Annotated in this window: 13 protein-coding genes and 1 pseudogene; 6 read left to right on the top strand and 8 right to left on the bottom strand. The window is 73.4% G+C overall.

Translation table 11 applies throughout. The annotated features are described in order from the left end of the window. The first annotated feature begins 45 nt into the window (after positions 1 to 45). Both KUM44_RS33910 and KUM44_RS33905 read left to right on the top strand, forming a co-directional pair. Positions 46 to 1,536: an FUSC family protein gene (locus KUM44_RS33910; protein WP_217213592.1), complete on the top strand. Its 1,491-nt coding sequence runs from the start codon at positions 46 to 48 to the stop codon at positions 1,534 to 1,536. 309 nt (positions 1,537 to 1,845) lie between these two features. Beyond that, entirely contained in the window at positions 1,846 to 2,898 is a 1,053-nt protein-coding gene (locus tag KUM44_RS33905; protein WP_217213591.1) for a lactonase family protein, read from the top strand. Positions 2,899 to 2,980: 82 nt separating this feature from the next. On the opposite strand, the gene KUM44_RS33900 is transcribed toward KUM44_RS33905, so the two are convergent. Both KUM44_RS33900 and KUM44_RS33895 read right to left on the bottom strand, forming a co-directional pair. Beyond that, the gene (locus KUM44_RS33900; RefSeq protein WP_217213590.1) at positions 2,981 to 3,904 is read right to left on the bottom strand and encodes a sirohydrochlorin chelatase; all 924 of its coding nucleotides are present in this window, start codon (positions 3,902 to 3,904) and stop codon (positions 2,981 to 2,983) included. Between the two features lie 120 nt (positions 3,905 to 4,024). Then, positions 4,025 to 5,002: an N-acetylglucosamine kinase gene (locus KUM44_RS33895; RefSeq protein ID WP_217213656.1), complete on the bottom strand. Its 978-nt coding sequence runs from the start codon at positions 5,000 to 5,002 to the stop codon at positions 4,025 to 4,027. Between the two features lie 159 nt (positions 5,003 to 5,161). Between KUM44_RS33895 and KUM44_RS33890 the strand changes: the two genes are divergently transcribed. Further along, the gene (locus KUM44_RS33890; protein WP_217213589.1) at positions 5,162 to 5,839 is read left to right on the top strand and encodes a uracil-DNA glycosylase; all 678 of its coding nucleotides are present in this window, start codon (positions 5,162 to 5,164) and stop codon (positions 5,837 to 5,839) included. A 9-nt stretch (positions 5,840 to 5,848) separates the two neighbouring features. Here KUM44_RS33890 and KUM44_RS33885 read toward each other — a convergent pair. The 3 genes and pseudogenes from KUM44_RS33885 to KUM44_RS33875 all read right to left on the bottom strand — a co-directional run. Continuing rightward, a pseudogene (locus KUM44_RS33885) lies at positions 5,849 to 6,239 on the bottom strand (DUF5937 family protein); the annotation flags it as partial. A 71-nt stretch (positions 6,240 to 6,310) separates the two neighbouring features. Then, the gene (locus tag KUM44_RS33880) at positions 6,311 to 7,258 is read right to left on the bottom strand and encodes an MIP/aquaporin family protein (protein WP_217213588.1); all 948 of its coding nucleotides are present in this window, start codon (positions 7,256 to 7,258) and stop codon (positions 6,311 to 6,313) included. A 380-nt stretch (positions 7,259 to 7,638) separates the two neighbouring features. After that, a complete protein-coding gene (locus tag KUM44_RS33875) occupies positions 7,639 to 8,724 on the bottom strand; it encodes an exo-alpha-sialidase (protein WP_217213587.1) in 1,086 nt (361 codons plus the stop codon). A 274-nt stretch (positions 8,725 to 8,998) separates the two neighbouring features. Between KUM44_RS33875 and KUM44_RS33870 the strand changes: the two genes are divergently transcribed. After that, entirely contained in the window at positions 8,999 to 9,586 is a 588-nt protein-coding gene (locus tag KUM44_RS33870; protein ID WP_217213586.1) for a hypothetical protein, read from the top strand. A 35-nt stretch (positions 9,587 to 9,621) separates the two neighbouring features. Here the strand turns inward: KUM44_RS33870 and KUM44_RS33865 are convergent, their stop codons facing one another. Next, positions 9,622 to 11,307: an acyl-CoA dehydrogenase family protein gene (locus KUM44_RS33865; RefSeq protein ID WP_217213585.1), complete on the bottom strand. Its 1,686-nt coding sequence runs from the start codon at positions 11,305 to 11,307 to the stop codon at positions 9,622 to 9,624. A 75-nt stretch (positions 11,308 to 11,382) separates the two neighbouring features. Here KUM44_RS33865 and KUM44_RS33860 point away from each other — a divergent pair, with 75 nt between their 5' ends. After that, positions 11,383 to 12,147 carry a PaaX family transcriptional regulator C-terminal domain-containing protein gene (locus KUM44_RS33860; protein WP_217213584.1) on the top strand — a complete coding sequence of 255 codons (765 nt, stop codon included), beginning with the start codon at positions 11,383 to 11,385 and terminating at the stop codon, positions 12,145 to 12,147. An 80-nt stretch (positions 12,148 to 12,227) separates the two neighbouring features. On the opposite strand, the gene KUM44_RS33855 is transcribed toward KUM44_RS33860, so the two are convergent. Further along, the gene (locus tag KUM44_RS33855) at positions 12,228 to 13,010 is read right to left on the bottom strand and encodes a pectate lyase (protein ID WP_217213583.1); all 783 of its coding nucleotides are present in this window, start codon (positions 13,008 to 13,010) and stop codon (positions 12,228 to 12,230) included. Positions 13,011 to 13,041: 31 nt separating this feature from the next. After that, complete coding sequence (locus KUM44_RS33850) at positions 13,042 to 14,022, bottom strand: polysaccharide lyase family 1 protein (protein ID WP_217213582.1); 981 nt, start codon at positions 14,020 to 14,022, stop codon at positions 13,042 to 13,044. A 474-nt stretch (positions 14,023 to 14,496) separates the two neighbouring features. Between KUM44_RS33850 and KUM44_RS33845 the strand changes: the two genes are divergently transcribed. Beyond that, on the top strand, positions 14,497 to 18,837 hold the full coding sequence (locus KUM44_RS33845) for a cation-translocating P-type ATPase (RefSeq protein ID WP_217213581.1): 4,341 nt from the start codon (positions 14,497 to 14,499) through the stop codon (positions 18,835 to 18,837). Positions 18,838 to 18,840 lie beyond the last annotated feature (3 nt).

The following is an 18,840-nucleotide window of genomic DNA, read 5'->3' as shown; positions in this document are numbered from 1 at the left end:
ATCCCGCGGCGCCTTTTTCATGCCGACGCGGAGGGGTGGAAAGCAGTGCTGAAAAGGGTGTTCCTGGCGCCGGACCCGGGGCGGGCGCGACTGCGCTCCGCCGTGCGGGCCGTCCTCGGCATCGGGCTCGCGGTCGTCGTGTGCGCACTGGCCGGACACTCCCTCGTCGGTGCCGTCACCGGTGGGCTCGCCGCGCTGCTCGCCCTGTTCACCGTCACCGACGCCACCGTGCGCGGACAGGCGGTCACCACCGTGCTGCTGCCGCTCGTCGGGCTCCCCGTCCTCGCGGCGGCGGCCGAGCTGCACGACCACCCGGTCGCCCGCGACCTCACCTTCCTCGCCGTCGTCGGCGCGGGTGTGTACGCGCGCCGCTGGGGGCCACGCGGTCACAGCCTCGGTGTGTTCGCGTTCATGACCTTCTTCGTGGCGCAGTTCCTGCACGCCACCCCGGGACAGCTCCCCGAGCTCTACGCCGCGGTACTGCTCTCCCTGCTCACCGCGTCCACGGTCCGCTTCGGCCTCTGGTGCTACGAGCGCCGCCTGCCCCCGGCACCCGTACCCGCACCGCCGGGCGGCAGCGGACTGGCCCGCGTGACCACACGCCAGGCGATCCAGGCCACCGCCGGCGCCGGCTTCGCCCTCGTCGTGGGCCAGCTGGTGTCCGGACAGCGCTGGTACTGGGCCGTCGGCGCCACCTGGTGGATCTTCGTCAACACCACCTCGCGCGGCGAGACCCTGGTCCGCGGCTTCCGCCGGGTGCTCGGCACGGTCATCGGCATCGGCCTCGGCCTGCTCGTCGCCGTCCCGCTGGACGGCGCGCCGGTCCCCACGGCCGCGCTCCTCGCCGTCTGCGTCTTCGGCATCTTCTACACGGCCGCCGTCTCCTATACCTGGATGATGCTCTCGGTCACGGTGCTCGCCGAGCTCCTCTACGGCCTGCTGGGCGTCCTCGACCCCGCCCTGCTGGCGCTACGACTTGCCGAGACCGGCGTCGGCGCGCTCGGCGCGGTGCTGGCCGTCCTGTTCGTCCTGCCCGTCACCACCCACACCGTCACCGACGCCTGGATCCAGCGCGCCCTGCGCTGCGTCCACAGGGCCACTGCCGAGGCCGCCGCACGCCTCGCCGGCGACGAGAGCGCCGATCCCGCCGCCCGGGTGGCCGAACTGGAACAGCTGCTCGGCCGCGTACGGCTCGCCGTCGCCCCGCTCGTGCACCCCCTGCACCCGATACCGGCCCGCAAACGCCGGGCCCGCCACGTCCTCGCCCTCCTCGACGACTGCGCCCGCGAGATCCGCGGCCTGGTCACCGTCGCCGCCGACCCCGTGGCCTCCCACGACGCCCGCCTGGCCGCCGCATGCTGGCGCGTCGAGGCAGCGGTCGAGGCCCTCACCGACGGCACGGCCATCACCGTCCCTGCCGCCCGCCCCACGGAGTCCGACCCCGCGCTGGCTCACCTCCACGGCTTGGAGCGGGCTCTGGCGGAACTGGCCCAGCCCTTGCGCGCGCCGTCGGGGTCGCCGCTTGTCGGGGCCTGAGGCTGCTGGCCGGCCGTGCGGGAGCCGGCGGCGGATGAGGCGACGTAGCAAAGCCTCCGCGCCGCCGATCCCCGGCAGCCCGCCACGCCCGCCACGCCCGCCACGCCCGCCACGCCCGCCACGCCCGCCACGCCCGTCCGCCACCGCGGTCGCGAGAGGGGTGGGGCGGCGCCCCGCCCGCGGGCAGCAGGGGACCCGCGCGTGCCGGGCGTGACTCCGTGCCCGATGACTCAGCCCCTCTTGGTCTAGACCGATCATGATCCGCTGCTACCGTCACCTCGAACGGCACCCGACCGAAAGGGGACAGCGGTGGCAGACGGTGGCAGGCGGGCAGGGCGGGCCTACCTCGGGTCGTTCACGGCGGCCGGCGGCCCCGGGATCGTGGCGGCGTCCGTGGCCGCGGGCAGTGGCGCGCTGACCGTGCTGGGCAGGGCGGCCGACGTGCCCGACCCCGCGTATCTGGCCCTGTCGCCCGGCGGCGACACGCTCTACGCGGTCAGTGAGACGGCCGAGGGCGCGGTGGCCGCGTACCGCGTGACCGAGGGCAGGCCGGAGCTCGTCGGATCGCCGGTGCCGGTGGGCGGCAGCGGACCCACGCACCTGAGCCTGTTCGCCGGCCATGTCCTGGCCGCCAACTACGGCTCCGGAAGCGTCACCGCCGTACCCGTCCGCGCGGACGGCACCCTGGCCGGCGCCCCGTCATCCGTCCTCCAGCACAGCGGCTCGGGCCCGCACACGCCACGTCAGCAGGGCCCGCACGCCCACCAGGTGCAGCCCGACCCGAGCGGCCGCTGGGCGGTCAGCGTCGACCTCGGCACCGACTCCGTGCGGGTGTGCACGCTGACCGACGGCACCCTCGCCGTCCACCGGGAGATCGCGCTGCGTCCGGGCTCGGGGCCCCGCCACCTGGCCTTCCACCCCCGCCGTCCGTACGCGTACGTCGTCAACGAACTCACCCCCACCGTCACCGTCTGCCACTGGGACGCCGACGACGGCACGCTGAAGCCGCTGGCGGAGGTGTCGGTCCTGGCGGGCGCGCCGGCCGGCGACGCCTATCCGTCCGGGATCGTCGCCTCGCCCGACGGCCGCTTTGTGTGGACCGCGACACGCGGCGAGGACGTGCTGTCGACGTTCGCCGTCGAGGGCGAGGAACTGCGGCTGATCGGCACGGTGACCTGCGCCGGTCACTGGCCGCGCGCGCTCACCGAGGCGGGCGGCCTCCTGTACGTCGCGAACGAGCGCTCCGGCGACGTGTCCTGGTTCGCCCTGGACCCCGACACGGGACTCCCGCGCTACGAGGGCTCGATCGACATGCCCGCCGCGTCCTGCGTGGTCATCGGCCCGGAAGCCGACGGAACCTGACCGCGACGCCGAAGGGCCCGCTCCCGGCTCGCGGCTGAGGAGGGGCCCTTCGGCGTTACGGCTGTGAGGTGCGGGGCGCGGCTCAGCGGACCGGCGTGCCCTGCGACTGCTGCGGGGCGATGCCCAGCGCCGTCGTGTACTTCGACAGGGCGAGCTTGCCGATCGCCGGGTACGGGCCGAGCGGCTCGGCGGCGGAGCAGCCCGCCTCCCGGGCGGCCTCCGCGACCAGGCTCGGGTCGATCTCCGGCCCTATCAGGTACGGCGCCAGCGCCAGCTGCTGCGAGCCCGAGGACCGCAGCTGGTCGGCCACGGCCGAGATCGAGCCGTCCTGGTCCAGGGCCGCCGCCATCACCGGCACGGCCAGGCGCGCGGCGAGCAGCATGCCGGTGATCCCGGCCGCCTGCACGGCCTCCTCGCCGCCCACAGAGGCGAGGACGATGCCGTCCGCGGCCGTGGCCACGGTGAACAGCCGGGCGCGGTCGGCACGGGCCAGACCGGCCTCCGACAGACGCACGTGCAGCGCCTCGGCGAGCAGCGGGTGCGGGCCGAGCACATCGGTCAGTTCGGCCGCGACACGGCTGTCCATCACGGCCTGGCGGATGACACGCAGCAGCGCGTTGTCCGGGCCGGCGAGCAGCGGCACCACGACGGCGACGGGGCCCTCGGGCTCCTTGACCTCCACACCGGCCGCGAGCGCCTGCTCATAGCGGGCGGTGCGCTCGTCGGCGGCGTGCACGAGCACCGACTGGAGCGTGGGGAACTCCACGTCATCGCCGTCGACGTACCCGATCCGGGCGTCGAGACCGGGGAGCTCGGAGCGGGCGATGCTCACGACCTCCTCGGCGAGGCCACGGGTGGCAGCGCTCGGCGCGCCCGGCACCGCGAGGACGAGCGCGGGCGCGCCCTCGGGAGCCGCCAGGGGCTCGGGTCGGCGGTGCCGCCCGGGCTGACGAGGTCGCGGCATTCGTACTGGCAGGCCGGACGCGGGCCCAGTGGGGGAGCTCATGGCGACGCATGTTACTGGCTTCCTGGGCTCCCCTGTTCGGGGAGGGTGCAGGTGAGCGGTATCCGTCCGCTTTTGTCTGATTGAGTTACGTGCAGTGCGGTACCGGGCGGCGTAGGTGGATCAGTCCCCGTTTCCCCTCACCACGCTGAGCATCGCCTCGTCGCTCGGCAGCGTGAGCCCGCCCGCCGCCAGATCGGCCGCGATCCACACCGACCCCTGCAACGGATCCCCGGCGGCCGGCACCTGCCGTGCGTGCGGCAACCGTTTCGACAACTCCTCTTCCAAAGGTACGACAAGAGGGTCGCCCATGTTCAGCAGGCCACCCGTGACCGCGACTTGGGGCTCCCCGGTCGCGGGGCACACGGCGGCCGCGGAGTCGGCCATGTGCCGCGCGGCGGCCCGCAGGATGTCCGCGGCCACCGGGTCGCCGTCGGCGCAGGCGGCCACGTGCGGGGCGAACGAGGCGAGGACGGCGGGGCGGTCCGGGCGCGGATACAGCTTCCCGGGCAGCCCCTTGATCGGGCCGAACAGCTCTTCGGCGCGGGCCAGCAGCCCGGCCGACCCGCCCGGCCGCCCGTCGTGCACACGCAGCGCCGCCTCCAGTCCGGCCCGACCGATCCAGGTGCCGCCGCCGCAGTCGCCCAGCAGATGCCCCCAGCCGTCCGCACGGCGCCAGCACGTCAGGTCGGTGCCGATCGCGATCAGCCCCGTACCGGCGGCGACCACGGCGCCGGGCCGGGCGCCGAGGGCGCCGACATAGGCGGTGACGGCGTCGGCGGCGAGAGCGACGTGCCCGATGCCGAACTCCCGCTCCAGCGCGCCCGGCAGTTCGGCACGCAGGGCATCACCCAGGCTGGCCATCCCTGCGGCGCCGACCGCGGCAGCGCTCAGCCGGGCGACCCCGGTCGCGGCCGTCAACGCCCGCACCATGGGCGCCAGTTGTTCCATCAAGTGGCCGGGATCGATACCCCGGTCCCCGGTGCGCACGGGCTCACGGGACTCGCGGCGGGCCAGAGCACCGCGGTCGACGGTGCCGACGACGACCCGCATCCCGGACCCTCCGGAGTCGACGGCGAGGAAGCCGTGGTCGTCGGGCATGGGGTTCCCCTTCTTCCCGGTCACCGGCTGCCGCGTGATCCGCTCGACCGGCTCGAAGATCTCGACGAGCAGGAAGAGTAACGCCGGGAGCACCGGCGTGGGCGGGGACTTCTCTGCGCTTGTGCGGGGGCGTGGCACGTACCAGTAGAGTGACGCGCCGTGGCACCACGACCCTTGCATGAACTTGTTGAAGCCGGTTGGGCGAAGGCCCTTGAACCTGTGGCCGGACGCATCGCGGCCATGGGGGACTTCCTCCGCGCCGAGATAGCGGCGGGCCGGACCTATCTTCCGGCCGGGGCGAATGTGCTGCGGGCCTTCCAGCAGCCCTTCGACGACGTCCGTGTCCTGATCGTGGGTCAGGACCCCTACCCGACACCCGGAATGGCCATCGGGCTGAGCTTCGCGGTCTCGCCCGAGGTGCGTTCGCTGCCGGGAAGCCTGGAGAACATCTTCCGGGAGATGCACACCGACCTCGGACTGCCCAGGCCGTCGAACGGTGACCTGACACCGTGGACCCAGCAGGGCGTGCTGCTGCTCAACAGGGCGCTGACGACGGCCCCGCGTAAACCCGCGGCGCACCGCGGCAAGGGCTGGGAAGAGGTCACCGAGCAGGCCATTCGTGCGCTCGCCGGCCGCGGCAAGCCGTTGGTGTCCATCCTGTGGGGGCGTGACGCCCGCAATCTGCGGCCTTTGCTGGGAGACCTTCCGACGATCGAGTCCGCGCATCCGTCCCCGATGTCGGCGGACCGGGGCTTCTTCGGCTCACGCCCGTTCAGCCGGGCCAACGACCTGCTGATCAGGCAGGGTGGACAGCCCGTGGAGTGGCGGCTGCCATAGAGCCGCGGCTCAGCGCAGCACGGCCGTCAGCAGGCCGGTGCCCGGCGCGGTCGGATCGGGCACGTCGAGAGTGTTGCGGACGTAGCGGCCGTGCCGTCGGGTCGTGAGCAGGACCGTGCGGCGCAGGACCGCGAGGTAACGGGAGACCTCCGGTGGCGACAGTTCCCAGGCGTGGGCCAGGTCACCGGTGGTGTGCGGGGCCACGGGCCAAGGCGCGCAGCAGGCACAGGAGTACTGGATGGGCGAGTGCCTCAAGCCGCAGGGTGACCGTCTCCAGCGACACCGGCTCCGCCGGGCTCGGCTCGGCCACCGGGTACTGCACCACCGGCTGCCACCCGGGCGCGCGGGCCGCGACCAGGCGCGGGCGGCCGAAGACGGCGGGGATGAAGGTGACCCCGGTGAAGGTGACCCCGGCGCCGCGGACGGCGGTCGCCTTGGCCACCCAGCCGCAGGGGCGGGCCCCCGCCCCGGCTACTCCTCGTCCGAGGTGGTGGGGCGGGTCCGGCCGGGCTCCGGCTCCAGCTCGCCCTGCTGCGCGCGGGCGTGGAGCACGTCGCCGATGAACAGGTCGTACACCAGCACCCCGATCACACCGCCCACGAGCGGCCCGACGATCGGAATCCACCAGTAGCCGCTGAACGCCCCGGACAAGCTGCCCGGAAACGCCAGGTCCTGCCATCCCGCCATCCAGGTGAACAGACGCGGACCGAAATCGCGGGCCGGGTTGATGGCGTACCCCGCGTTCGCCCCGAAGGACATGCCGATCGCCGCCACCACGAAGCCGATCACCAGCGGACCCAGGTTCGCCTTCACGGCCGTGTTGCGCAGGTCGATGATCGCCACCACCAGCATGACCAGGAAGGCGGTGCCGACGACCTGGTCGATCAGCGGCCCCCAGATCCCGCCGTGGAAGTACGGTGCCGGGAAGGTGGCGAAGATCGAGAACGAGGCCAGGGTGTGTCCGCCCGTCTTGGGACCCTCCATGGCGTCGTCGAAGGTGTTGATGGCGTCGTGGTACACCCCGTAGACCAGCGCCGCCCCGGCCAGGGCGCCGAGCACCTGTGACGCCCAGTAGGGGGCGACCTTGGCCCACGGGAACTTACGGCGTACGGCGAAGGCCAGCGTCACGGCCGGGTTGATGTGTGCTCCGCTGACGCCGCCGGCCACGTAGATGCCGAGGATCACGGCCATGGCCCAGCCCCAGGTGATCAGCAGCCAGTCCCCGGCGCCGAGGAAGAACGTGGTGGGCCCCTCGGTGCGTCCGGAGCCGGGCAGCGCCGCCACCGCCATCGCCACGACGCCGGTGCCGAAGGCGATGAGGACGAACGTCCCCAGGAACTCCGCCATGCACTCGCCCGGCAGACCCGCGCGACTCCGGAACCTTGAGGGCTTCACCAGAGGTTCGATCTCCACTGCCATGTGATCCTCCCGGGGCTTGCTGCGGTCACGTCCGAACGCAGTAGTCACGTCGTAACTCGGCACGTGAGCCGCGGCAACCGCAGGAACCTCCGATCCCCGGCCCCGATCCCGGCCCCGATCCCGGCCTCGATCCCGGCCTCGGTCCCGGCCTCGATCCCGGCCTCGGCCTCGGTCCCGGCCTCGGTCCCTGTCCCGGCCTCGGTCCCGGCCTCGGTCCCGGTCCCGGCCTCGATCCCCGGCCTCGATCCCCGGCCTCGGTCCCGGTCCCGGCCTCGGTCCCGGCCTCGGTCCCGGCCCTGGCCGCCGCCCTCTGAAGACCCCCGCGGACGCGTTGCCGACCGGCTACACGCTCGGCAACGCGTCCCGGGAAGCCCGATGCCTCATCCGACCACCGCGGCCCTGACACACAGCACGTCCGGCAGGTGCGAGGCCAGTTGCCGCCAGCTGTCGCCTTCGTCGGCCGACGCGAACACCTCGCCGTTGCGGTTGCCGAAGTACACGCCTGCCGGGTCCGCGTCGTCCGTGCACATCGCGTCGCGCAGCACCGTGCCGTAGTGGTCCTCCTGCGGCAGCCCCGCCGACAGCGGCTCCCAGCTCTTGCCCGCGTCCGCCGTACGGAAGACGCGACAGCGGTGGTCGGCCGGGACGCGGTCCGAGTCCGCGTTGATCGGGAACACGTACGCCGTCTCGCCGCGGTGGGGATGTGCCACCGCCGCGAAGCCGAACGTGGACGGCAGGCCCTCGCCGATGTCCGTCCAGTGCGCGCCCGCGTCGTCGCTGCGGTACACGCCCCAGTGGTTCTGGAGATAGAGGCGGTCCGCCGTCGTCGCGTCCTGGGCGATCTTGTGCACGCACTGGCCGAACTCGGGGTTCGGATCCGGCAGGAACACCGCGGAGACACCGGAGTTGGACGGCGTCCAGCTCGCACCGCCGTCGGCCGTCCTGAACACACCGGCGGTGGAGACGGCGACCGTCACGGCCCGGGGGTCGCGCTTGTCGGTGATCACGGTGTGCAGGCCCTCACCGCCGCCGCCCGGCACCCACTTCGACCGGGTCGGGTGCTCCCACAGCGGGCGGACCAGCTCGAACGTCTCTCCGCGGTCCTCGGAACGGTACAGCGCGGCCGGTTCCGTGCCCGCGTACACCACGTCCGGCTCCGCGGCCGCCGGGTGCAACTGCCACACCCGCTCCAGGGAAGCCTCCGTGTCCTTCGGGAACTTCACGGCCGGCTGGGCCGGTTCGGTCCAGGTGCGGCCCAGGTCATCGGAGTGGAACACGGACGGGCCCCAGTGCGCGCTGTCGCCACCGGCCAACAGCCGAGGACGCTTGCCCCGGGTGTCGATGGCGACCGAGTACACGGCCTGGGCGTTGAAGTAGGGGCTCTCGTCGAACTCCCAGGTGTCACCTCGCCTCCGCCCGATGAACAGGCCCTTGCGGGTCCCCACGGCGAGCAGTACCTCGGTCATGCCGGTCACCTCCGCGACGTCTTTGTCTCAGGTACCGGCCAGTCTGCACCTCGCCACTGACAGTCACCCCTGGAACGGCCTGCATCGCAGGTCAGAGCGGCGAGGGCAGCTCCCGGCCGCCGGCTGCGCGTCGCCGTCGCGCAGACGCCCGCGAGGGTGCGTGACCGGTACCACGGCCGATCCCGGCCGGTGCCGTGAGCATCCGTGTGCCGTCTGCCGTATGGGAGGGCGGTGGGTCCGGCTCGTTCGTGCGCTCATGAGGAGGAAGCCTTCGATGGCGTTCCGTGGTCCGAAGGTGTGGCTGTGGCGGTGGCGGCGCAATCCGCTCAAACGCCGGGCCGACTCGGTGGAGGCCTGGGTGCTGCTCGCCGCCTGGGCGGTCACCGTCCTCGCCGGAGTGCTCGCCGGTCTGACGACCGCCCGCACCGTGGAGCAGGGCATGGCCCGCGAGCGCGTCGAGTGGCGGCCCGTGGTGGCCCTGCTCACCGAGCGGGCTCCCGGCACGACCGACTCGCGCGCCCGCACCCCGAGCAGCGAGCAGGTGTGGGCGAAGGTCCGCTGGAGTGCGCGCGACGGTTCCCCGCACACCGGCCAGGCGCGCGTCCGCCCCGGCAGCGGCGTCGGCACCCCGGTCACGGTCTGGACGGACCCGCAGGGCCGCCTGGTGACCCAGCCCGTCAGCCCCTCCGAGGCCCACACCCGTGCCACCCTGGTCGGCGGCCTCGCGGGCGTCTGCGCCGCATGCGTCCCCTTCGTTGCCGGCCGCGCCCTCCGCAACCGCCTGGAGAGCCGACGCATCGACCAGTGGGGCTACGAGTGGGCACGGTTCGGGCCGTTGTGGGGTGGGCGGACGACGGGGTGACCGGGGGTGGGGGTGGGCGGCGGGTGCCCGGGGCGTCAGCGCGCTGCCGTGACACCCGGCAACGCCCGCCCCAGAATCCCGTCCAGGTCGGCCCCGTCCGGCAGGGTCCCGAACGCGTGCCCCCAGTCGCCGCCCAGTCGGCTCGCGCAGAAGGCGTCGGCCATCGCCGCGGGGGCGTGTCGGACCAGGAGGGAGGCCTGGAGGGTCAGGGCCATCAGCTCGACCAGGCGGCGGGCGGCGGACTCGGAACCGGTTGCGAGCAGGCCCTTCAGGCGGATGACGGCCGTGTCAAGGCGGGCGTCCGCCCCCTGCGCCAGGGCGAGTTCGGCGAAGAGAGCATCCGCCGTACCCGGCTCCCTGCTCAACGCCCGCAGAACGTCGAGGGCGTTGACGTTCCCCGAGCCCTCCCAGATGGACAGCAGCGGAGCCTCACGGTAGTGGCGGGGCATGCCCGACTCCTCGACGTAGCCGTTGCCGCCGAGGCACTCCAGGGCCTCCGCGGTGAAAGCGGGCCCCCTCTTGGTGACCCAGTACTTGCCGACGGCGGTGGCGATGCGCCGGAACGCCGTCTCGGCCCCGTCCGCGTCGGTGCCGCGCACCGCACGGTCCGCCGCCCCGGCCAGCCGCAGCGTGAGCGTCGTCGCCGCCTCGGACTCCAGCGCCAGGTCGGCCAGGACGTTGCGCATCAGGGGCTGGTCGAGCAGCCGGGCGCCGAACGCGCTGCGGTGGCGCACATGGTGCCCCGCCTCGACGAGCGTCTTGCGCATCAGCGTCGCCGACGACATCACACAGTCCAGCCGGGTGCAGTTGACCATCTCGATGATCGTCTTCACGCCCCGTCCCTCGGGCCCCACCAGCCAGGCCACGGTCCCGTCGAACTCGGGCTCGCAGGACGCGTTGGAACGGTTGCCCAGCTTGTCCTTCAGCCGCTGGATGCGGAACGTGTTGCGGCTGCCGTCGGGCAGGACGCGCGGCACGAGGAAGCAGGACAGGCCGCCGGGGGCCTGGGCCAGCACCAGGAAGACGTCGCACATCGGCGCCGACGTGAACCACTTGTGCCCCCGCAGCGTGTACACGCCGGGCTCGGCGGTCGGGGTCGCCGTGGTGGTGTTCGTACGGACGTCGGAGCCGCCCTGCTTCTCGGTCATCCCCATACCCGCGAGCAGACCCCGCTTCTCGGTCGGCACCCGCAGCTCCGGGTCGTACTCCCGGCCGGTCAGCAGGGGTTCGTACACCTTCGCGAGCTCGGGCTGCCGGCGCAGCACGGGGACCGCGGCGTACGTCATCGACGTCGGGCAGCCGTGTCCGGCCTCGGTGTGCCCCCACACCAGCCCGCCAGCCGTCCGGGCGACATGCGCTCCAGGCCGCTCGTCCGCCCACGGCGCCCCCGCCAGCCCCTCGGCGACGGCGACCCGCATCAGGTGGTGCCAGCTCGGGTGGAACTCGACCTCGTCGACGCGATGGCCGTACCGGTCGTGCGTGCGCAGCTCGGGCTCGTGGCGGTTGGCCTGCTCGCCCCACTCCTGCGCCTCGGCACTCCCGGCCCGCCGGCCGAGCCGCCGGATGTCCTCCTCGGCCCACGCTGCGCCCTCTCGGCGCAGCCCTTCGAGCAGGGCCGTGTCCTCGGACGCGTCGTAGGGGGCCGGCGGAGGGGGCTGGTTGGTGACGTCGTGCGTTGCGTAACCCGGGTGCTGCTGCTCCTGCGCCAGTGTCGAGGCCATACGGCGAGTGTTGCACTCTGACTACAGTCGTAGCAATCCTGCAACATGAAAATCCGCCGCGTACAGTACGTGACCATGCGGGCGAACATGACAGCGCAGCAGGTCGGCGGGGTCGGGCTGCGCCCGCTGTCCGCGCGGTCGGTCGTTCTGAGCCTGCTGCTGGGCTCGCATCCTCCCGAGCTGCCCGTACGGGACCTCGTGCGTGGCGTGGAGCCGTTCGGCGTCGGCGGGTCCGCGGTGCGGGCCGCGCTCAGCCGGATGGTGACCGCCGGTGATCTGCGGCGCGCGGGCGGTGTCTACCGGCTCAGCGAACGTCTGCGGGAACGGCAACGCCGGCAGGACGAGGCCGTGCATCCGCGCACGCGCGCGTGGGACGGCGAGTGGGAGATGGTCGTGATCACCGCGACCGGGCGCGGACCCGCGGAACGCGCCGACCTGCGCAGCCGGTTGGCCGCCCTCCGGCTCGCCGAACTCCGCGAGGGCGTCTGGCTGCGGCCCGCCAACCTGCGCCGGTCCCTGCCGGACGACCTGGACCAGGTGGCCCAGCGCTACACGGCCCGTCCGGACGACCGCCCGCCGCGCGAACTGGCCGCGCACCTCTGGCCGCTCGATGCCTGGTCCGCCACCGCCCGGGCCCTGCTCGTCCATGCCGCCGGGGCGGACCGCCCGGCCGACCGCTTCACCGCCTTCGCGGCCGTCGTACGCCATCTGCTCGCCGACCCCGTCCTGCCTTCCGAGCTCCTCCCCGCCGACTGGCCGGGCACCGAGTTGCGCACCGTGTACGGGGACTACCAGCGGGAGCTCACCGAGGCGGTACGCGCGCGTGGCCGCCGGGAATGACGCGGCGGCCGTACGAAACGCCGTGCGGGGACGCTTCGGACGGCCGCCTTCACCGTGGGGGGACTGCCTGCGGGTGGGGGCTACCTGTAGGTGATGTCCGAGCTGGAGTACAGGCAGTTCGTGCTGTCCGGGCCTGTGCCCACGGCGGTGTTGTTGTTGTACTTCTGACAGGGGATGACCTTGCGGCCGGCGTCGTTGAGGATCGTGATGCCCCGCAGCGTCGCCACGTCGCCCCGGTTGACGTTGATGCCGACCAGGCGCGCGGTGGACCCCGTGCCGGTCACCTCGATGTTGCTGAGGTTGACCTTGCGCGTGTACTGCGTCGAGCAGTCGCCGCACGAGCGGTACAGCGTCTTGAACTCGCTGACCGCGAAGTTGGAGATGTTCAGCGTGCCGGGCCCGTTGTGCTGGAAGACCTTGTCCGCTGCCTTCTTCGCGCCACCGCCGGTCACCGTGTAGGTCGAGCCGCCCCGGAACGTGGCCGCGTCCTCGCCGACGTCCTCCCACCACACGTTCTGTAGCGTGCAGTTGCCCTCGCAGTGGATGCCGTCGGCGCCGGGCGCGCCGATGATGACGTTCTTCAGGGTCGCGCCGGCCGCGAGCTTGAAGATCGGGTCCTGGCCCTCCTCCTGGCCGTCGCCCGCCAGGTCGCCGCTGCCGTAGTAGCGGACCATGCCGCCGTCCCGGACGCCGGAGACGTTGATCGTGGAGCTCACCGGCTGGCTGCTGCTGGGCGTCGGCCAGGTGGCCGCGCTCGCCGGCGGCGCTCCGGCTGTCGTGATCATGACAGCCGAAAGCCCGAGTGCGGTCAGGGTGCCGGTCAGGGTGCGCCGGTGGGCGCGGGGCTTCGCTGGTGAAGTCATGTCCCGGATGCCTTCCTCCAGTTGGGGGTGGTCAGATCTTTCCGGCGCCCGCGCCGGACGTCACCGAGGCGACGACGGTGGACGCGGACTCCGCGGTGTAGCTGTAGGGCGGCGCGGTGAAGGAGCCGGCCTGGGAGATCTCGGTCGCGGCCCCGCCGAGATCGTTGCCGCGCAGATTGGCGTGGCCGTCGACGTCGCTGCTGCGGTTCGTGGTGACGGCGATCTTGGTGTCGCGGAAGACGTTGTTCTCCACGAGCAGCTGGGCGCCCATGCGCGAGTGGCAGGCGGTGTCCGCGCCGGCCACGTGGTTGTTGTAGAAGTGCCCGGTGCCGAAGCGCAGGCTGGGGATGCGCGAGTAGACGTTGCTGAACTGGTTGTGGTGGTACGTCACCTTCAGACGGCCCGTGTCCTCGCTCGCGTTGTTGTCGCTGTGGCCGACGAGCGAGCCCTTGAAGTGGTCCTTGAAGGTGTTCCAGGACACCGTGACGTTGTCCGAGCCGTGATTGATGTCCAGCAGGCCGTCGTAGTGGTCCTTGTCGTGGTCCCGGTCGGCCGAGAAGGAGTTGTGGTCGATCCACACCTTCGTCGACGCCTGGACCGTGATGCCGTCGGCCGGCGCCACCGGCTTGCTGATGTCCAGGTTGCGGACGACGACGTTGGTGACGTTCTTCAGCCGCAGCCCGCCTCCGGTGAACCCGGACGACGAACCCACGCCCAGCACCGTGGTGTTGGAGCCGACGTCGACCTGACCGCTCAGCGAGATCAGGCCGTTGACCCGGACGACCTTGGCCGAGTTGCCGGTCACGGCCGACTTGAAGGCGGCCAGGCTCGAGACGGTGACCGCCGAGGCGCTGCCGCCGCCGGTCGTCCCGGCGCCGAATCCGATCGGCGAGGCCTCGGCCGCCCCGGCGGACTGCGGCAGGACCAGGACGGCCGCGGTGGCGAGGGCGGCCGCGGCGACCGTCACCAGTGCGGTTCTTTGCGGGCGTGCACGTGGGGGGAGCGTACGCATGCGGGTGCGTCCCTTCGGAGGAGCAGAGCGATCGTGTATGTGAACGATGTGCTTCATGCTGAACGCTGTGCGCGGACAGGGCGACCGTGTGGGGGTGCGGCAATGCGGCTCGGTCACCCTGCTGAACGGAACGTAGAGGGCAAGCGCTTTCTGGTCAACGCTTTCCGCAGAAGAAGTCCGTCAGTCCTGGTGGGGGGTGAGGGCCCTCGGCCGTGGTCGGCACCCATGGCGTAGGAGCGCTTCCATGATGGGCGTGTGCATGTCACGATGGGCGACCGCCTCCACCCATGTGAACCACTCCGGGAACAGCGCGGCGCCGGGGGCCTTCACACTGGGCGGGACCGCCTGCACTGTCGGTTGACCTTCCCGGACCTCGCTGAGTCACCGAGTGCCCGCACATGGATGACATGCCGTTTTGCGGGAACCCGGGCTCCACCGAAGGGCGACGTCGAACGAGGTGGAGCGAGGCGAGCGATGGTTCTGGGAGTGCTCTCACGTCCGACAGCCGCCGCGGCCGGACTGGTCGCGGCCGGCCCCCGCCTGCTCGCCAGAGGAGCCGCCCCCGCGGTGGGAGCCGCCGCGGGGGCGGTGGCCGGGACGGCCCGGGCGGGGGTACGGGGCGCCGACAGCGCGGCACGTGTCGTACGGGTCGCCCGCGACACATGGCCCGGGCGGCCGCACCCCTGGCGGTCCGGCACCCGGACCCATCTCGCGTTGCGGCCCGAGGCACCGGAGCGGGTACGGCGGGAGGGCGGGACCGAGCGGGCCGCGCGCAAGGTCGCCGCGGCGCTGGCGGAGCGGCCCGACGTGGCCCTCGCGTACTGGGACGGCGGACTGCGCCGACTGGTGGTCACCGCCGTCGAGGAGTCGGCAGGCGACCGGGTACTGGAGAAGGCGAGCGAGCTCGCGGCCCGGTACGGGCTGGCCCGTACGGACGAGGAGGTCGAGGAGATCCCCCACCCCGCCAACCGGGCCGGAGTGCGGGACGCCGCCGTGACGCTCGCCGCCGACGGGCTCGGCATCGCGGCCGCGTTCATCGGGTACGGCCTACGGCTGCCGACCTCGCCCCGGTCGGTGACGGCACTGGTGACGCTGCTGCGGGAGAACCCCCGTTTCCGCGGATGGCTGCGGGCGCGGGTCGGCCGCTCCCGCATGGACATGCTGCTGGCCCTGGCGAACGCGGCCGCCCACGGTGCCGGACGGACCCCGACCGCCCTGGTGCTCGACGGTGCGCTGCGCTCGCTCCAGCTCGCGGAGACGATCGCGCGCGCGGCGGCCTTCGACAGGGTGCACGACGACGTCTGCGTGCCGGAGCGAGGCAGCGTCGCCGGGGACCGGCATCCGCGCCCGACGCTGCGTACCTCCCCGGCCCAGGAGTACGCCGCGCACGCCGAGACCGGCAGCCTGGTGGGCGCGGTCGCCACTCTGCTGGTCAAGCACGACGGCACCGAGGCGGCGGAGGCCGTGCTCGCCGGCTCTCCCAAGGCCGCCCGCTACGGGCCCGCCGCGTTCCACGCCGTACTGAGTTCCGCGCTGTCGCGCGCGGGCGTCCTGGTGCGCGACACCGAGCGGCTGCGGCAGCTGGAGATGGCCGACACGGTCCTCCTGCATCCGAGCGCGCTGCGGACTCCGGGTGCCGACGCGGACCCGTGGGCGGAGACGGTGCTGGACGCGGCGCGGCGCGCGGGCCTGCGGGTCGTGATGGTGGACGACCCCGCCCTGGCCGATTTCACCAATCTCGCCGACCAGGTGGTGCGCGACGAGCGGTCGCTGAGCGACGTCGTGAACGCGTTGCGCGCCGAGAACGACGGCGTCGTCGTCACGGTGGCCCGACCGGGGGAGGACGACGAGGACATCCTGGCCGGGCTGCTCGCCGGTGATGTGGCCGTCGCCCTCACCGACCGGGACGGGGCCGTGGTCTGGGGCGCGGACGTACTGGCCCTGCACGGGCTGGCCGATGTGTGGCGGCTGTTGCGGGCGGTCCCGGCCGCGCGCAAGGTCGGCCGCAGGTCACAGACCCTGGCACGGTCCGGTGCCGCCCTGTCCGGGCTCCTGGTCGCCATCGGCAAGTCGCGGCGTGGCCGCCCCACGCCGTGGCCCGGGCTGCGGCACACACCGGTCGACGCGAGCGCGACCTGGGCCCTGTTCACCGGCACACGAGCCGCCCTCGGCGTGGCCATGGCCCACGCACCGCACCCCCGGCCCCGCGTCGCCTGGCACGAACTGGAGCACGCCGAGGTCCGCGAACGGCTGGAGCACGAACCGGGCCCGGAGCAGACCCTGCCCGAGCAGGCGACGGGCCGTGCGCGCAAGGCACTTCGGGCTGTGGGCCGGCAACGCGTGTTCGCCCCGCTGACCGCGCCGCTGCAACTCGCCCGCGCCGTGCGCGGCGAACTCGACGACCCGCTCACCCCGGTGCTGGCCGTCGGCTCGGCCGCCGAGGCGATTCTCGGCTCCGTCGTCGACGCCCTGCTGGTCGTCGGGGCGCTCGACCTGAACGCACTGGTCGGCGGCATCCAGCGGATGCGGGCCGAGCGGGCGCTGTCCGGACTGCTGGCGAAGCAGACGCAGAAGGCACGTGTCACGGGGGAGGAGCCGAAGGCCCGGCCGCATCTCGTGGACGCCGCCAAGCTCAGCCCCGGCGACCTGATCGAGCTCCGGGCGGACGACGTGGTGCCCGCCGATGCCCGACTGGTGTGGGAGGACGGCCTGGAGGTCGACGAGTCCGCGCTGACGGGGGAGTCCCTGGCGGCCGACAAGGGAGTCGACCCGACGCCGGACGCCGCCGTGCCGGACCGCAGCTGCATGGTGTTCGAGGGCACGACCGTGGTGGCGGGGGAGGCCCGCGCCGTCGTGGTCGACACCGGGGAGCGGACGGAGGCCGCACGGGCCGTGGCCCTCGCCGCCCGTACGCCCCCGTCCGCCGGGGTCCAGGCGAGGCTCCGGGAACTCACCGACAAGGCACTGCCGTGGACCCTCGCGGGCGGTGCCGGGGTCACCGCACTGTCACTGCTGCGCGGCACACCGATCCGCCGTGCGGTCAGCGGCGGCGTCGCGGTGGCCGTCGCCGCCGTCCCCGAGGGGCTGCCGCTGGTGGCGACCGTGGCCCAACTGGCCGCGGCCCGCAGGCTGAGCCGCCGCGGAGTCCTCGTCCGGGCCCCGCGCACCCTCGAAGCGCTCGGCCGGATGGACACGGTCTGCTTCGACAAGACCGGCACGCTCACCGAGAACCGGCTCCGCCTGGTCCGCGTGACGGACGCCGACGGCACGGTCGGCAAGCCGCAAGAGGACGACCCCGCGCTGCGCACCGCGGCACGCGCCTGCCCCCAGCTGAACGGCGGTTCGGACCGGCCCGTGCACGCCACCGACGAGGCCGTTCTGGACGCGGCGGGACCCGACCCCGAGTGGTCCCAGACCGAGGGCCTGCCCTTCGAGGCCGGCCGGGGCTACGCCGCCGCGGTCGGCGAGTCGGGGGACGCCACCGCCGTACTGGTGGTGAAGGGCGCCCCCGAGACGGTGCTGCCCGCCTGCGCCGACCTGCCCACCTCGGCGTCGGAGGCCGCGCACGACCTGGCCGCCGACGGACTGCGCGTCCTCGCGGTGGCCCGGCGCCGACTGGACGCGGCGGACGACGCGGCGGACGTCCTCGAACAGCCGCTGGGGGAGCTGGAGTTCACGGGCCTGCTCGCACTGGCCGACGTACCCCGCGACACCTCCACGGCCCTCGTCGAGGGCCTGCGCAAGGCGGGTGTACGACCTGTCATGCTGACCGGCGACCATCCGCAGACCGCTCGCGCCATTGCCGCGGAACTGGGCTGGCCCGAGGACACCGGCGTCGTCACCGGCGACGAACTCGCGTCCGCGGACCGGGAGGCGCGCGCCCGGATGCTGCGCGACATGGGCGTGGTCGCCCGGGTGGCGCCCGAGCAGAAACTCCAGGTCGTCGAGGCACTGCGGGACGCCGGGCGAGTGGTCGGCATGGTCGGCGACGGAGCCAACGACGCGGCGGCCATCCGCGCCGCCGACATCGGCGTCGGCATCAGCGCCCGCGGCTCGGCCGCCGCCCGCAACGCCGCCGACCTCGTCCTCACCGACGGCGACCTGACGGTCCTCATCGAGGCGGTCGCCGAGGGCCGGGCCCTGTGGCACAGCGTCGCCGACGCCATCGCCATCCTGATCGGCGGCAACGCCGGTGAGGTGGCCTTCGGCCTCCTCGGCACCCTTCTGTCCGGCGCGGCGCCCCTGTCCACCCGTCAGATGCTGCTGGTGAACCTGTTCACGGACCTGTTCCCGGCCATGGCGGTGGCGGTGACACCGAAGGAGCCGGAGGCGACGGAGGCGACGGAGGCGACGGAGGGGGCCGAGGGAACGGACGCGGAAGCGGCCGCGGCCGGCCCCGAAGGCACCGAACCCCTGGGCACCTCGCTCCTCGGCACACCCCTCACCAGCAAGATCCGCCACCGTGCCCTGACGACCACGCTGGGCGCCACGTCCGCGTGGCTGATCGGCCGCTTCACCCCGGGCACCGCCCGCCGTTCCACCACCATGGCCCTGTGCGCCGTGGTCGGCACCCAGCTCGCCCAGACCCTGGCCGACCGCCGGGGCAGCCCCCTGGTCCGCGTCACCGCCCTCGGCTCCGCCGCCGTGCTCTTCGTCCTCGTCGAGACCCCCGGCCTCAGCAACCTCTTCGGCTGCACCCCGCTCGGCCCGATCGCCTGGACGGGCGTCGCCGCGTCGATCGCACTGGCGGTCGCGGGCCAGCGGGCTGTGCCGTACCTGGAGCGGGCCGTCCGCCGGCAACTGCCAACGGGATGAGCT

The sequence above is a fragment of the Streptomyces sp. AC550_RSS872 genome, assembly GCF_019049285.1.
GTDB lineage: Bacteria > Actinomycetota > Actinomycetes > Streptomycetales > Streptomycetaceae > Streptomyces.
The sequence above is the reverse complement of the archived record's forward strand: the minus strand, read 5'-3'. Positions and strand labels throughout refer to the sequence as shown.